The organism is Ruegeria sp. AF2, assembly GCF_056542025.1.
Map to the genome: position 1 here is coordinate 1,535,166 of NZ_JBQFZC010000001.1, position 14,266 is coordinate 1,549,431.

The 14,266-nt window shown below is 56.9% G+C and carries 14 protein-coding genes; 9 read left to right on the forward strand and 5 right to left on the reverse strand.

Annotated features, from left to right (window positions below):
- The first annotated feature begins 6 nt into the window (after positions 1-6).
- The 4 genes from ACR0NM_RS07585 (at position 7) to ACR0NM_RS07600 (ending at position 3,337) form a co-directional block, all read left to right on the forward strand.
- Positions 7-783: an ABC transporter ATP-binding protein gene (locus tag ACR0NM_RS07585; protein ID WP_170393596.1), complete on the forward strand. Its 777-nt coding sequence runs from the start codon at positions 7-9 to the stop codon at positions 781-783.
- 33 nt (positions 784-816) lie between these two features.
- The gene (locus tag ACR0NM_RS07590; RefSeq protein WP_170393598.1) at positions 817-1,566 is read left to right on the forward strand and encodes a transporter substrate-binding domain-containing protein; all 750 of its coding nucleotides are present in this window, start codon (positions 817-819) and stop codon (positions 1,564-1,566) included.
- An 80-nt stretch (positions 1,567-1,646) separates the two neighbouring features.
- Positions 1,647-2,534: an ABC transporter permease subunit gene (locus ACR0NM_RS07595; RefSeq protein ID WP_170511102.1), complete on the forward strand. Its 888-nt coding sequence runs from the start codon at positions 1,647-1,649 to the stop codon at positions 2,532-2,534.
- The gene (locus tag ACR0NM_RS07600; RefSeq protein WP_170393602.1) at positions 2,531-3,337 is read left to right on the forward strand and encodes an ABC transporter permease; all 807 of its coding nucleotides are present in this window, start codon (positions 2,531-2,533) and stop codon (positions 3,335-3,337) included. The genes ACR0NM_RS07595 and ACR0NM_RS07600 overlap by 4 nt, the downstream gene beginning before the upstream one ends.
- Here ACR0NM_RS07600 and ACR0NM_RS07605 read toward each other — a convergent pair.
- A complete protein-coding gene (locus ACR0NM_RS07605) occupies positions 3,334-4,161 on the reverse strand; it encodes a M90 family metallopeptidase (RefSeq protein ID WP_480613861.1) in 828 nt (275 codons plus the stop codon). The two genes, ACR0NM_RS07600 and ACR0NM_RS07605, sit on opposite strands and share 4 nt — an antisense overlap.
- Before the next feature lie 193 nt (positions 4,162-4,354).
- Between ACR0NM_RS07605 and ACR0NM_RS07610 the strand changes: the two genes are divergently transcribed.
- From ACR0NM_RS07610 to ACR0NM_RS07630, 5 genes are all read left to right on the forward strand, one after another.
- Positions 4,355-5,674, forward strand: a complete 1,320-nt coding sequence (locus tag ACR0NM_RS07610; protein WP_480613863.1) for a glutamine synthetase family protein — start codon at positions 4,355-4,357, stop codon at positions 5,672-5,674.
- A 58-nt stretch (positions 5,675-5,732) separates the two neighbouring features.
- Positions 5,733-6,413 (forward strand): type 1 glutamine amidotransferase, encoded by a 681-nt coding sequence (locus ACR0NM_RS07615; protein WP_170817601.1) that lies wholly within the window; start codon positions 5,733-5,735, stop codon positions 6,411-6,413.
- Complete coding sequence (locus ACR0NM_RS07620) at positions 6,413-7,771, forward strand: glutamine synthetase family protein (protein ID WP_170731847.1); 1,359 nt, start codon at positions 6,413-6,415, stop codon at positions 7,769-7,771. Before ACR0NM_RS07615 ends, ACR0NM_RS07620 begins: the two co-directional genes overlap by 1 nt.
- 12 nt (positions 7,772-7,783) lie before the next feature.
- On the forward strand, positions 7,784-9,088 hold the full coding sequence (locus ACR0NM_RS07625) for an NAD(P)/FAD-dependent oxidoreductase (RefSeq protein WP_480613865.1): 1,305 nt from the start codon (positions 7,784-7,786) through the stop codon (positions 9,086-9,088).
- A gap of 112 nt (positions 9,089-9,200) precedes the next feature.
- Positions 9,201-10,400, forward strand: a complete 1,200-nt coding sequence (locus ACR0NM_RS07630; protein WP_480613867.1) for a DegT/DnrJ/EryC1/StrS family aminotransferase — start codon at positions 9,201-9,203, stop codon at positions 10,398-10,400.
- Between the two features lie 9 nt (positions 10,401-10,409).
- Here ACR0NM_RS07630 and ACR0NM_RS07635 read toward each other — a convergent pair whose 3' ends face one another.
- The 4 genes from ACR0NM_RS07635 to ACR0NM_RS07650 form a co-directional block, all read right to left on the reverse strand.
- Positions 10,410-11,165 (reverse strand): trypsin-like serine peptidase, encoded by a 756-nt coding sequence (locus tag ACR0NM_RS07635; protein WP_480613869.1) that lies wholly within the window; start codon positions 11,163-11,165, stop codon positions 10,410-10,412.
- An 8-nt stretch (positions 11,166-11,173) separates the two neighbouring features.
- On the reverse strand, positions 11,174-11,728 hold the full coding sequence (gene phaR / locus ACR0NM_RS07640; RefSeq protein WP_170404880.1) for a polyhydroxyalkanoate synthesis repressor PhaR: 555 nt from the start codon (positions 11,726-11,728) through the stop codon (positions 11,174-11,176).
- 136 nt (positions 11,729-11,864) lie between these two features.
- On the reverse strand, positions 11,865-12,311 hold the full coding sequence (locus ACR0NM_RS07645; RefSeq protein ID WP_170393620.1) for a phasin family protein: 447 nt from the start codon (positions 12,309-12,311) through the stop codon (positions 11,865-11,867).
- A gap of 132 nt (positions 12,312-12,443) precedes the next feature.
- On the reverse strand, positions 12,444-14,246 hold the full coding sequence (locus ACR0NM_RS07650; RefSeq protein ID WP_480613871.1) for a PHA/PHB synthase family protein: 1,803 nt from the start codon (positions 14,244-14,246) through the stop codon (positions 12,444-12,446).
- Between the last annotated feature and the right edge of the window lie 20 nt (positions 14,247-14,266).

Below are 14,266 nucleotides of genomic sequence, written 5' to 3' on the forward strand. Positions count from 1 at the left end.
CTGCCCGTGACAGACGCCGCTCCCGTCATTGAGATCAAGAACCTGCACAAAAGCTTTGGCCAACTCGAGGTGCTCAAGGGCGTGGACATCACCGCGCATCGCGGCGACGTCGTGTCACTGATCGGATCATCCGGCTCGGGGAAGTCTACCCTGCTGCGCTGCTGCAATCTGTTGGAAGACAGCCAAGAGGGCGAGATTCTGTTCAAAGGCGAGCCCGTCCGTTGGACTGGCAGCCACAATCATCGCCGTCCCGCCGATCCAAAGCAGGTGTTGCGCATCCGCACAAATCTGTCGATGGTGTTCCAGCAGTTCAATCTGTGGGCCCATATGACCATCCTGCAGAATGTGATGGAGGCTCCAGTCACTGTCATGGGCCGCGACAAGGCCGAGGTCGAAGACAGCGCGCGCAAATATCTGGAGAAGGTCGGCATCGGCGACAAATGCGACGTTTATCCGGCGCAACTATCGGGCGGACAGCAACAACGCGCCGCAATCGCACGTGGGCTGTGCATGGAACCTCAGGCGCTGCTGTTTGACGAACCGACCTCAGCGCTCGATCCCGAACTGGAACAGGAAGTGATCAAAGTGATCAAGGATCTGGCCGCAGAAGGCCGCACCATGATCATCGTGACCCATGACATGAAGATGGCTGCGGATATCTCCAGCCACGTTGTGTTCCTGCATCAGGGCCTGATCGAAGAAGAGGGTTCAGCCGAAGACATTTTCACTGCCCCTGAATCCGAACGGCTTCAGGGCTTTCTCTCCGCCACTCAGGCGGCTTAACCAACGGACAGAACCAATAAAGGGGAGTAACTCATGAAAAACCTGATTCTGACCACCGCAGCGCTGGCGTTGACCGCCGGTATCGCAATGGCCGAAACCGTGCGCATGGGCACCGAAGGCGCCTACCCTCCGTACAACTTCATCAATGATGCTGGTGAGATCGACGGCTTCGAGCGTGAAGTCGGTGACGAGCTGTGCAAGCGCGCTGGTCTGGAATGCGAATGGGTCAAGAACGACTGGGATTCGATCATTCCGAACCTGGTTTCGGGCAACTACGATACCATCATCGCCGGCATGTCGATCACGGACGAGCGTGATGAGGTTATCGACTTCACCCAGAACTACTACCCGCCGACCGCCTCAGCTTACGTAGCTGCTTCAGATGGCGCCGACACGAAAGGTGGCATCGTCGCTGCACAGACCGCAACCATTCAGGCCGGTCACGTTGCTGAATCCGGCGCGACTCTGGTCGAATTCGCAACCCCCGAAGAAACCATCGCCGCCGTGCGCAATGGCGAAGCGGATGCTGTGCTGGCTGACTATGACTTCCTGGTCCCGATTGTTGAGGAATCCGGTGGCGAGCTGGTCTTTGTCGGCGATCTTGTCCCGCTGGGCGGTGGCATCGGCATGGGCTTGCGCGAGAGCGACGCAGAACTGCGCGGCAAGTTCGATGACGCGATTTCTTCCATGAAGGCAGACGGCACGCTCAACGAGATGCTGGTCAAATGGTTTGGCGAAGGTATCGCTACATACAACACAGACGGCTCGGTCGTAACCAACTAAGCCCTCCGTCCAATTGTCCGGCGCGTTCGCGCGCCGGACCTGCCGGACCTGAGACCGGCCAGCCGTTCGAAAGACGCCTTATGTTCTCCTACTGCGCTGATCCTGACACGCTGGGCACGTTCCGCTGGTTCTCGTGCTATCTGACCAATGGCGTCCACTGGTCGTTCTACTTGTCGTTCTTCAAGGTGCTGGGTCTGCTGGCCGTCACCGCCCCGGTCGCCCTGAGCTTCGGTTTTGCCGGCGCTATGGCAGCGCGATCGCATTTCCCGCCACTCAGCTGGCTGGGTAAGGCCTATATCGCCATCGTGCGTGGCGTGCCTGATATCGCTTTTTTTCTGTTCTTCGTGATCGCTCTGGATCAGGGCTTTGAATGGCTGCGCCATAAAGTGCTCTGCCCCGACTGGACCGATCCGGTGCGGCAAGGCAACGACTTCATCGTCTGTCAGGCCGCCAAGCTGCCGCTGGGCACTGCACCCGAATGGGTGCATGAAACCTACGGCTTCTTCCTTGCAGTCGTCACATTCTCTATAGTGTTCGGCGCGTTTGCCGCCAACGTCCTGTTCGGCGGCATGCGCGCTGTACCACACGCCCAGCTTGAGACGGCCGCAGCCTACGGCATGACGCGCCGCCAGACCTTTTGGCGTATCCTGGTGCCGCAAATGTGGGTCTACGCCCTACCCGGCCTATCGAACCTGTGGATGGTGCTGATCAAGGCCACGCCACTGCTGTTTCTGCTGGGCATCGAAGATATCGTCTATTGGGCGCGCGAGTTGGGCGGCACAAAAACATCCCGCTTTACCGATTACCCTCATGGCGACTGGCGCATGTGGTACTTCCTCGCCCTGCTGATCTTCTACCTCGGCATGACCCGCGTCTCGGAAATCGGGCTTGAGAAACTGATGCGCCGCCTGTCCCATGGTCAGGCCACATCGGGCGGAGAGCTTCTGCGCAAGGAGACCACCGCATGAGCTGCATCCAGACCATTCAGGACTACGGCCTCCGTTCGCTGGGCTTTGGCGAGCGCCTGCTGCCCAAAACCGATTTCACCCTGTGCGAGCACTTCACGCTGATCGGCTCGGGCATGATCTGGAATATCTATTTCGGGATCATGGCGATGGTCACGGGGTTCTTCCTCGCCACCGCGTTGGCCGTCGGCAAAGCCTCGTCGAATAAATGGCTGCGTAAACCGTCCGAGTGGTTCATCTTTTTGTTCCGCGGCTCGCCGCTGTTCATCCAGTTCTTCTTCGCCTATTTCTTCTTCCTTTCGCTGAAGAAGCCCTATCCGATGTTCGACGCCTTCACCTCGGCCTGGCTGGGGGCGCTGATCGTGCTGTTCCTGAATACTTCCGCCTATTCGGGCGAGATCTTCTATGGCGCCCTTCGTTCAATCCCCAAGGGCGATATCGAAGCCGCCGACGCCTATGGCATGTCCGGTTGGTCGCGCTTCCGACGTATCGTTTGGCCCACAATGCTGCGGCTGGCGTGGCCCGCCTATACGAACGAAGCGATCTTTGTCTTCCAGTCCACCACACTGGTCTTCTTCTCGGCCTTCCCGGCCTGGCAACAACGGGGCGACGCGCTCTATTACGCCAGCTACTTCGCGGACAAGACTTTCAACCCGTTCATCCCCTACCCGATTCTGGCGTTCTATTTCATCCTGCTGACGCTGGTCATCGTTTGGGGCTTCGGAAGGGTCAACAAACGCCTGAACCGCCACCTACCTGCCGAGCGGAAAGCCAAGATGCGCTTCCGACTAAATCTGGCGCGCTAAGCCCACTCCACCGGGTTCAGCCGGAACAGTTTCGAAAGCTGCTCATAGACCTCGGGCACCTCGTGCTTCAGCGCCTTCGGGCGCTCAAAGAACACTTCAACCGAAACGGCAAAGAACTCTTCATGCCCGGTCGCGCCATACGGATCGATGACTGTCCGACGCCCGCTTTCAACCGCGTGAACATGCGCGTCATAGGCGGTCAGGAATACCTTTTCCCATTCGGCAAAGCTCTGCCCTTCACTCAGGATCGGTACGCCATTTGTACCCCCGGACAGATCATCGATCTGATGCGCAAATTCATGCAGCACTACGTTCTGCCCGTCGCGATCATCCAGAGCGCCCTGCTGGCTGTGTGCCCATGATAAAATGACCGGTCCGCGATCCCAGCTTTCCCCGGTCCGCACGATCTCTTTCTCGGACACGACATAGCCCGAGCGCCGCTGCTGCTTTGACTTGAACGCATTGGGATAGATCAGAATGGTCGTCAGATTGTCATACCAAATGTCGCTATTGATCACGAGCAAACAGGCCTGCGCCGCAATCGACAGCTCCATCTCCTCAGTCACTTCCAACCCGTCGCAGCCGTAGAAGCTTACTTGATCCAGAAACAGGTTCACCTTGCCATCCAAGTGGCTGCGCAGCCCGGCGGGCAGCCGCCGGATGATGGGAACTTGCTGATCAATGATGTCCCGTTGATCCGAGGTCAGACGCGTCGCCAACAGCGCCGCGCGGGCCTGTCTCTTGGACCAGACGTAATAGCCGACCCCGCCTGCGATCAGTAACACTATGGTAAGAAAGATGAACATATATGAGACTATAGGCATCGCTACGCCCGGCACAATCGGGCACCTGAATGTTGTACAACTCGGAAGACAGCGGTCTCGACCACTGTACAAGTCGGTTGATTTTCAACATCGCGCCTCACCGCAAGCGACGCCTGTTCGTAATTTGATCAAATTTCGTGACAAGACGCTAATCCTGATTTAAACCTCTCGTGACTAGACCACGGAGCCCCCAATGGACCTGAGCGCCCTGCATACATTCCGCGTCGCCGCCTGTGACCTCAACGGTCAGATGCGTGGCAAACGCGTGCCGCCCTCATACGGTGCCAAGTTGGACAAAGGCGCCGTACGCATGCCGTTCTCTGCGCTCAATGTCGATCTCTGGGGCGCTGATATCGAAGGCAGCCCGCTTGTCTTCGAAAGCGGTGATGCAGATGGTGTGTTGCGCCCCACCGGGCGTGGTCCGATTCCCATGCCCTGGCTGGATACACCCACCGCGCTGGTGCCCATGTGCCTCTACCACGATGACGGCACGCCTTTTGCAGGCGATCCGAGACACGCGCTTTCTGCGGTTCTGGATCGATTTTCCGAACGGGGCTGGTCGGTCATCGCCGCTACCGAACTCGAGTTCACTCTGCTTGACGCCTCAGGCGACCAACCGCAGCCTCCGATCAACCCGGTCACGCGCCGCAGGCTGCGGGACGAAGCCGTTCTGTCGATGGCCGAAATGGACGCGTTTGATGCGTTCTTCACCGATCTCTATGATGGTTGCGCCGCTATGGGTATTCCCGCTCAGACTGCAATATCTGAAAGCGGGATCGGCCAGTTCGAGATCAATCTGAACCATCAGGACGCCATGCGCTGCGCCGATGATACGTGGCTTTTCAAGACCTTGGCGCGTGGCGTGGCACGCAAGCATGGCTTCACAGCGACCTTCATGTCCAAGCCCTATGCCGAGGATGCGGGCAACGGAATGCATGTGCATTTCTCGGTCGTCGATGTCGATGGACGCAATGTCTTCGATGACGGAGGGGCCGAGGGAACCGATGAACTGCGCTCGGCGGTTGCTGGATGTCTGACCGCGATGCCCGGCTCTACGCTGATCTTCGCACCGCATGGCAATTCTTACACGCGCCTGGTGCCTGGTGCCCACGCACCCACCGGAGCAAGCTGGGCCTATGAAAACCGCACGGCGGCCCTGCGCATTCCGGGTGGTGCCCCTGCCGCCCGACGGATCGAACATCGCGTTGCTGGCGGTGACATCAACCCCTATCTCATGCTGGCCGCAGTTCTGGGCGCGGCAATGGTTGGGATCGAGGATGGCCTGCGACCGCCCAGCCCGATTTCGGGCAATGCCTATGAGTTGACGGATCTGCCGCAGCTGGCAGCAGACTGGCCGTCGGCCATCTCTGCTTTCGAAACTGACCCGGTAGTTGCGCGCATTTTCCCGGACGATCTGATCCGCAACCTGGTAATGACCAAACGGCAGGAAATTGCGCGATTCGCGTCCCACCCCCCTGACGAGCACTGGCTCAGCTATCTTGATAGCGTCTGAACCTCTTGCCCAGCTCGCTTCGCTTCGTTAGAATAAATTTGATCAAATTTGGTGAACTATGAAAATCGGCATCCTTGTAACCGGCCACCCACCCGATGAATTGCATGAACAATTCGGGGAATATGATGGCATGTTTCGCGCATTACTGGGTGGGAACGGCTTTGAATTCCAATCTTACGCAGTGGTCGATGGTGAGTTTCCGGAAGACGCGCATCAGGCCGACGGGTGGATCATCACCGGATCTCGTCATGGCGCATACGAAGATCACGCTTGGATTCCCCCGCTTGAACAGCTGATCCGGGATATTCAGAAGACAGGGAACCCCTTGATTGGTGTTTGCTTTGGCCATCAGATCATCGCACAAGCGCTTGGTGGAAAAGTGGAAAAGTTTGATGGTGGCTGGGCTGTAGGACGCACGGAATACAGCTTTGGCGATCAGACCGTCACCTTGAATGCTTGGCATCAGGATCAAGTGACCAAACTGCCCGCAGGTGCGGTGGTCACCGGTACGAATGACTTTTGCCAAAACGCCATGGTCACCTATGGCGATACGATCTGGACCGTGCAGGCCCATCCTGAATATGGAAATGACTTCATACAGGGCTTGATGGAGACCCGAGGCAAAGGCGTGGTTCCCGATGCGTTGATGCAGGCGGCAGCGAACCGAAAAGATGCCCCGGATGATAATGCCAAAATCGGACACCACATGGCAGAGTTCCTAAAGAAAGTGAGGGCCTGATGGCCGACTGGACAGATCAGCTGCCTGAGGCGGCGCGCACCTACTTTGAAGGCAAACGGCTGGATGAGGTTGAATGCATCATCTCTGACCTGCCCGGCATCGCCCGCGGCAAGGCGGTCCCGGCGTCAAAGTTTGCCAAGCAATCCTATTTTCACCTACCCGACAGCATTTTCTACCAGACCATCACAGGGGATTGGGGCGAAGCTGCAGGTGAGGACGGTTTCATCGAGCGGGACATGATCCTGAAACCCGATTTCTCAACTGCGTCGGCCGCTCCTTGGACGGGCGACTGGACCTTGCAGGTGATTCACGACGCGTTCGACCGAGATGGCGAGCCGATCCCTTTCAGCCCCCGCAATGTGCTCAAACGCGTTGTGAAGATGTATCACGACAAAGGTTGGAAGCCGGTTGTCGCCCCCGAGATGGAATTTTTTCTTGTCGCGCCGAATGTAGATCCCGCGCAAGGGATCAAGCCGATGATGGGCCGCTCGGGCCGACCTGCGGCGGCGCGGCAGGCTTACTCGATGACAGCGGTGGATGAATTCGGGCCGGTGATCGACGACATCTACGACTTTGCCGAATTTCAGGGGTTTGAGATTGACGGGATCACGCAAGAAGGCGGTGCCGGACAACTAGAGATCAACCTGCGTCATGGCGATCCGGTGAAGCTGGCGGACGAGGTATTCTATTTCAAACGCCTGATCCGCGAAGCCGCGTTGCGTCACAACTGCTTTGCAACATTCATGGCGAAACCGATCGAAGATGAACCGGGCTCGGCCATGCACATCCATCACTCGATTATCGACATGGAAACGGGTCAGAATATCTTCTCGGGCCCTCAGGGCGGAGAAACGGACGCCTTCTACAACTTCATCGCCGGCTTGCAGAACCACCTGCCTGCAGGGCTGGCGGTGATGGCACCGTATGTGAATTCTTATCGCCGTTACGTCAAAGACCATGCGGCCCCGATTAATCTGGAGTGGGCACGCGACAATCGCACAACTGGCATTCGCGTACCTCTGTCCGGCCCCGAGGCGCGCCGGGTCGAAAACCGCATCGCAGGCATGGACTGCAACCCTTATCTTGGTATCGCATTGTCGTTGGCCTGTGGCTATTTGGGCCTGACTCAGCAAGAACGCCCACGCCGCCAATTCTATGGCGACGCCTATGAAGGCGACGGCGATATCCCTCAGATCATGGGTGAAGCTCTGGATCTGTTTGATGAAGCCACTGCCCTGCACGAAGTTCTGGGTCCCGAGTTCGCCCGTGTCTACGGCATCGTCAAACGTGCTGAGTACGAAGAGTTCCTGCAGGTCATTTCCCCGTGGGAACGCGAGCATCTGCTGATGAACGTCTAGGGCAAAGACGCGATGAACCTGCTGTATTCTAATGACCGCAAGGCGGAGTACCCGCCAAGCTGGTATGCCGCGACGGCGCACGCCTTTGACCGCCACCCGGCGCTTGAAGGCGACCATACCGCAGACGTCTGCATTGTCGGAGGCGGATACACGGGCCTTTCGGCAGCATTGCACCTGGCTGAGGCTGGGTTCGATGTTGTCCTGCTGGAAGCTCATCGCGCGGGCTTTGGGGCTTCGGGTCGCAACGGAGGCCAACTGGGCAGCGCGCAGCGTTTGGATCAAGAAGATCTTGAACGGCTTGTTGGCGATGAAGATGCGTTAAAGCTTTGGGATCTGGCCGAAGAAGCCAAGGATCTGGTCAAATCTCTGATCTCAAAACATCAGATCGATTGCGACCTGAAGCCCGGCATTGCGGTTCTGGGCTTTAACAACTCGGAGCGCGCAGAGCTACATGATCACGCGGCGCATCTGTCGGGTAAATACAAATACGACCAAATCGAAACTTTAGATGCCGATGCCGCGCGCGGGCTCTGCCCCTCACCAGCCTATGCGGGTGGGTATCTGGACAATGGTGCCGCGCACCTACACCCGTTGAACTACGCCCTCGGCCTTGCGCGCGCCGCTGTCAGAGCCGGGTTAAGACTGCATGAAGACACCGAAGTTCTTGGCATCGATCAGGGCGCTCGTGTCACTGTACGCACTGAAAAGGGCAAGATCACTGCCGATCACGTTATTCTGGCCTGCAACGGATACCTCGGAGATCTGAACCGGCAAGTTGCATCGCGCGTGATGCCCATCAACAATTTCATCGCGGCAACCGAACCTTTGGGCGCTGAAGTGCAAAAAGTTTTGGCCAAAGATATCGCAGTTGCTGACACCAAGTTCGTGATAAACTATTTCCGGCTAAGCGCCGATGGCAGGCTGCTGTTTGGGGGTGGCGAAAGCTATGGTTATCGTTTCCCCGAGGACATCGCCGCAAAAGTCCGCAAGCCGATGACCGAGATTTTCCCGCATCTGCGTGACGTCAAAATCGACTACGCATGGGGCGGAACGCTGGGCATCACCATGCGGCGTATGCCCTATTTGACCCGGGTTGCGCCAAATATCCTGTCCGCCTCGGGTTATTCTGGCCACGGCGTCGGCACCGCGACCCATGCGGGGCAACTCATGGCGTTGGCGATCCAGGGGCAGGCTGAGGGGTTCGATACCATGGCCCGCGTTCCTGCAGTGCCCTTCCCGGGTGGTCCTGCTTTGCGGACGCCGTTGCTGATACTGGCCATGACTTGGTATGCGCTGCGTGACAAGCTGGGTATCTGAACACATTCTCTACGACGAATTGGTGAAATCTCGCTGACGATGCGAATTGGGACTTGGCTTGCCTGCACATCGAATTTATATTTCCCAAAGATAAAATTCGGGAAATCCAAATATGACGCTTGTACCCAACGTTCATGAAGCCGAACCCATCCCCGCAGCCGCCCGAGACGCAATCGACGCCCTGATGAAGTCAGGCGATCTGTTTCGCTATACCGCGCCTCAGGATGCGCCCGTTGCTCTTCTGGAGGCAGAGTTTGCCGAACTGCTCGGCACAAAATACGCGCTGGCGGTCTCTTCCTGTTCTGCCGCGCTGTTTTTGTCGCTCAAGGCGCTTGGGTTGCCCCGCGATGCGCGGGTTCTGATCCCCGGATTTACCTTTGCCGCCGTGCCGTCATCGATTGTTCACGCGGATTGCATTCCGGTTCTGTGCGAAGTCGGGGACAATTATCGCGTCGATATGGCCGATTTCACGGCCAAGCTGGACAGCGTGCAGGCAGTGATCATCAGCCATATGCGCGGCCATACCTCGGACATGGACGCGATTATGGAGCTGTGTGAAGCTCGCGACATCCCGGTGATCGAAGACGCCGCCCACTCATTGGGCACAACCTGGCATGGGCGCAATATTGGCACCATCGGTAAAGTCGGCTGCTTCTCGTTCCAGTCCTATAAAATGATCAACGCAGGCGAAGGTGGCATTCTGGTCAGCGACGATGCGGATCTTGTGGCGCGGGCTGTCATCATGTCGGGCGCATACGAGCACAACTGGAAAAAGCACTCTGGCTCAACAGAGCTGGAACAGGCCTTTGCCAAATGGCAGAACCAGTTGCCACTGTATAACCTGCGCATGAGCAACCTCAGCGCCGCAGTCATTCGTCCGCAAATCCCCGAATTGGCACGCCGTGTCCGCGACGGGCTGGCAAACCATGACTATGTGGCTGATCGTCTGAACACATCGCCCTACATCGATGTCCCTGCCCCTCTGACACCCGAGCAGCGCGCACCGGATTCGATCCAATTCAATCTGGTTGACCTCAGCGACGATGAAATCCGCGCCTTTGCCGCCGCAGCCGAGGCACGCGGTGTCAAGGTGCAGGTCTTTGGCCTGAGTCAGGATAACGCTCGTGCCTTCTGGAACTGGCAGTTCCTACCCGAACAGTTCGACCTGCCACAGACCCGTGCGATGCTGATGAAGGCCTGCGATGTACGTCTGCCCGTGCGTTTGACGCGCGATGAACTGGACGTAATCTCGGACATCCTGCTGGCTTCTGTTGGCGAGGTTGTCGGCCCGGTGCCAGTCTACGGGACCTGATCGTCAGTACTATTGCAGATCAAGGTCATGAACTGAAAGTAACAATGCGTCGATCCCGTCAGGGGTTGGCGCGACGCGCGACAAAATCCCGGCAACGGCAAGCCCGGTTTCTGTTTGCATCAGAAACGGCGCACCGGAATCCCCCATCATGACGGGGCAGATCGCGCGCATCAGCCCCTGTCCGGCCTGTGCGGCATTACAGCTATCGGTGCGACTGAGCACGTGAGGCCGCAATCCGGGATAGCCCACGAACGAGCCCATCTGCGGGACAGTCCGGGAAATATCGAAAAAACCAACCTGCTCTCCAATTGGCTCGGCCAACTCCAACACGGCCCAATCCAGATCGGCGCGATTGTTGAATACACCGTCGCGCCCCTGTTCCGAATCCAGCCGATAGGCCAATACAGTGGACACGGCGGCAGCCTCGCCGCGCTGATACCCTGCGGCAAACCGGATACTGGCCGGAGGAATCCAGCGGTTGCGCGCGCTGTTGTACAAGCAATGTGCCGCGGTCAAAACCAGCCGCTCAGACACCAGCACGCCTGTACAATGGGACCGCTGACTGCGGCTGGCAAAATTGACCCGGCCAATGGCGCGCCAGGGCGGGGTCGTTGCATCCAGAATTTCGCGCGCGCGAATCTCGTCGCAGCCCGCAGCCGTATCCCGACCCATTGTGCAGATAGGTTCCCACACGGATGTAAACTGGCCTTGGGCCTGTGCAGTCTGGGCCCAGATCAACGCGCCCAGAACAGACAGCCAGCGCATCGGTCAGGCTAGCTCAGCTTCGATAGTTTTTGCTGCAGCTCGGCAAGTTGCTTTTTGATGTCGTCCAAATCCTCTTTGGGTTCGGGCGATGTTTCTTGCTCGTCATCCGGCCCTGACCAGTTCCCCGACAGACCACCGGTCATGGCTTTTAGAAACGCCTTTTGCTGCGCCTGCATCGCCTCGAACCCCGGCATCTGGGACATCGGGTTCATAGCGTTCATGTTTTCCATCATCTTGGACTGGCTCTCGCGCAGCATGTCGAATGAGCTTTGCAGGAATTGCGGCATCATGCCCCCACCCGGCACCATGTAGCTGCGCACCAGATCGTTCAGCACATTAATCGGCAGAACATTTTCTCCACGGCTTTCGTGTTCGGCAATGATTTGAAGCAGATACTGACGAGTCAGGTCATCACCGGTTTTCAGGTCAATGATCTGAACCTCGCGCCCGTCGCGGATGAAACCGGCGATATCTTCAAGCGTCACGTAATCGCTGGTCTCGGTGTTATACAGCCGACGGCTGGCATAGCGCTTGATCAGCAGAGGTTTGTCTTGTTCCGACACCCTGTACCCTCCCCAAGGATGATGCGTTGCAGCGCAGGTTATGCGACTGCAGAACAAAAAGAAAGGGCAGGTCAAGCGACCTGCCCGCAGCGATTGCACCATTTGGGAGGAATGGGTGCTAAGTCGCAGTCTTATCTTACTTGGTGGTTGCTGCTTTCTTTGCTGCAGCGGTCACCTCGTTGGTGGCTTTTTTGACGGCTGCGGTTGCATCTTCTGCTGCGTCTTTGCCAGCCGCCATCAGCAGCTCAACTGTTTCGGTCTGAACTTTTTTCGCGATCTCAGCGAAAGCAGCCAGGTTTTCAGCAGCAACTTCAGCCGACGCGCTTGCGAAGTCGGTTGCAGCTTTTGCGTAATCCGCAGGCTCGGTTTTTGCTTTCGACATCTCGGTCAGTTTGGCCAGGGTTTCTTTGGTCCATTTGTTCGAGATTTCAGCCGATTTCTCAGCTGCGTCCAGAGCAACACCCGACAGCTTTTCGTTCAGAGAAGCGGTCGATTTGAATGCGTCTTCCAGAGCGGTTGTGTCAACCGGGAACGCGCCCATCATGTCTTTCAGGGTCGCGGTAAAGTCTTGGGTCTTTGCCATTGTCCTAAATCCTTCTAGCCGTTCCGGGCCCACCCCGGTTCTCATCAGCTTGAAGGCAATATGATTGCTGCATTGCAGCATTGCAAGTTTTTTCTTGCTGCAATGCAGAAAAATTTGAGTTTCAAAATGATATCAGCGGTTTGCCTTGACCAAAACATAGGTACCCGGAGCCGGGCAAAGGCGCGGATGATCCGAATCGCCGGTATCGCGCGCGGGAACCTGCTTGCCTGATCGCTTCTTTAACCACGCTTCCCACATCGGCCACCATGAACCTTCGTGGAAGTCAGCTTCTTTCAGCCATGTATCAGCATCACACTTCAGCTCAGGATTGGTATAGTGACCATATTTTTTCTTACTGGGCGGGTTCACAATGCCCGCGATGTGACCGGACTCGGACACCACAAAGGTCTTCGACTTCGCGCCCATCTGCTGTACCCCGCGATAGCAATCCTTCCACGCGGCAATATGATCCGTCTCGCAGGTGATCGCCATCAAAGGCACATCGACATCCTTGATATGCAGCTTATGGCCAAACAATTCGAACCCGTCGTTGACGAAATCGTTGCTCTGACACAAACCGCGCAGATACTGGATCGCCATCCGGCCTGGCAGGTTGGCCCCGTCGCCGTTCCAGTACAACAGGTCAAACGCTGGCGGTGTTTCACCCATCATGTAGCTGCGGATCGCCGGAGTATAGATGAGATCTCTGGATCGCAGGAAAGACATCGTTCGCCCGATGATCCATGCCTTTAGAATACCATCCTTCGAGACCTGTTCTTCGATGCCATCTACAAAGTCATTTTGCAGGAACGGCGTGAACTCCCCCTGCTCACCAAAGTCTGTCAGGGTGGTGAAGAAAGTGGCAGATTTGATCGACTTGTCACCGCGCTGCTTCATCAATGAAAGCGTCAGACTAAGCGTCGTACCGGCGATGCAATACCCAACTGCATTGACCTGCTTGACCTTACAGATTTTCTTCGCCTCTTCGATGGCGGTCAGGAACCCTTCCTGAATATAGTCCTCCATCCCGATGTCGGCGTGCGAGCTATCGGCATTCACCCAGCTGACCACAAACAGGGTATAGCCCTGCTCGGTCACCCATTTAATCAGGCTGTTCTGAGCCTTCAGGTCCAAGATATAGAACTTGTTGATCCATGGCGGGAACAGAACGATCGGCGTTTCGTGCACCGTCTCGGTCACCGGTTTATACTGGATCAGTTCCATCATTCGATTGCGATAGACGACGTCGCCGGGTGTAGTTGCGATATTCCCGCCAATCTCAAAGGCACTTTCGTCAGCCAGCCTGACAACCATTTCGCCGTCATTGGCCTCAAGGTCCGACACGAGGTTCTCCAGCCCCTGTATCAGGGACTGCCCTTCGGTCTCGATCGCCTTTTCCAGCGCATCGGGGTTGGTGGCCAGAAAATTCGTCGGTGCCATCATATCTATGATCTGTTGCGAGAAGTACTGCAGACGCTGCTTATCCTTGATTTCCAAATCGTCAACCGATGCAACGGCCTGCGCGATCGCTTCGGCATTGGTTTGGTACTGCTGGCGAATGAGGCGAAAGTAGGGGTTGGTTTCCCACATTGGATTGGCAAACCGTTTATCTTTGGCAGCGGCTGGGGGTACATCCCCGTCGCTTTGGGTCATCGCTTTCTGCGCTTCCGCAAAGTTGAGAACCGATTTTCCCCAATACTCAATTTGCTGCTCCAACAGCTTTGTGGGGTTTTGAAACGCTTCAGCCCAATACGCAGTTGCTGCTTTTGCAAAAAGCTCTTGATTCGGGCCATCCAGAGCGGGGGTGTGCGGCGTTTTTCCGGCCATGACCTCGACCAGGCGTTTGGACAGTTCTTCTACTTTGTCCATATTTTCTTTAAGTCGTTCAATATGTTCTTCGGTCAGTTTTGGCGTCTGGTCTTCGGTAGTTGTCATTTTAACAATTCCCCCCTAGT

Bases quoted from the DNA above. Each gene is read 5' to 3' on its own strand.
- ACR0NM_RS07620 (WP_170731847.1), top strand. From the start codon at position 6,413: ATGGCCGACTGGACAGATCAGCTGCCTGAGGCGGCGCGCACCTACTTT.
- ACR0NM_RS07610 (WP_480613863.1), top strand. From the start codon at position 4,355: ATGGACCTGAGCGCCCTGCATACATTCCGCGTCGCCGCCTGTGACCTC.
- ACR0NM_RS07635 (WP_480613869.1), bottom strand. From the start codon at position 11,165: ATGCGCTGGCTGTCTGTTCTGGGCGCGTTGATCTGGGCCCAGACTGCA.
- ACR0NM_RS07600 (WP_170393602.1), top strand. From the start codon at position 2,531: ATGAGCTGCATCCAGACCATTCAGGACTACGGCCTCCGTTCGCTGGGC.
- ACR0NM_RS07615 (WP_170817601.1), top strand. From the start codon at position 5,733: ATGAAAATCGGCATCCTTGTAACCGGCCACCCACCCGATGAATTGCAT.
- ACR0NM_RS07625 (WP_480613865.1), top strand. From the start codon at position 7,784: ATGAACCTGCTGTATTCTAATGACCGCAAGGCGGAGTACCCGCCAAGC.
- ACR0NM_RS07645 (WP_170393620.1), bottom strand. From the start codon at position 12,311: ATGGCAAAGACCCAAGACTTTACCGCGACCCTGAAAGACATGATGGGC.
- ACR0NM_RS07630 (WP_480613867.1), top strand. From the start codon at position 9,201: ATGACGCTTGTACCCAACGTTCATGAAGCCGAACCCATCCCCGCAGCC.
- ACR0NM_RS07590 (WP_170393598.1), top strand. From the start codon at position 817: ATGAAAAACCTGATTCTGACCACCGCAGCGCTGGCGTTGACCGCCGGT.
- ACR0NM_RS07595 (WP_170511102.1), top strand. From the start codon at position 1,647: ATGTTCTCCTACTGCGCTGATCCTGACACGCTGGGCACGTTCCGCTGG.
- ACR0NM_RS07605 (WP_480613861.1), bottom strand. From the start codon at position 4,161: ATGCCTATAGTCTCATATATGTTCATCTTTCTTACCATAGTGTTACTG.
- ACR0NM_RS07650 (WP_480613871.1), bottom strand. From the start codon at position 14,246: ATGACAACTACCGAAGACCAGACGCCAAAACTGACCGAAGAACATATT.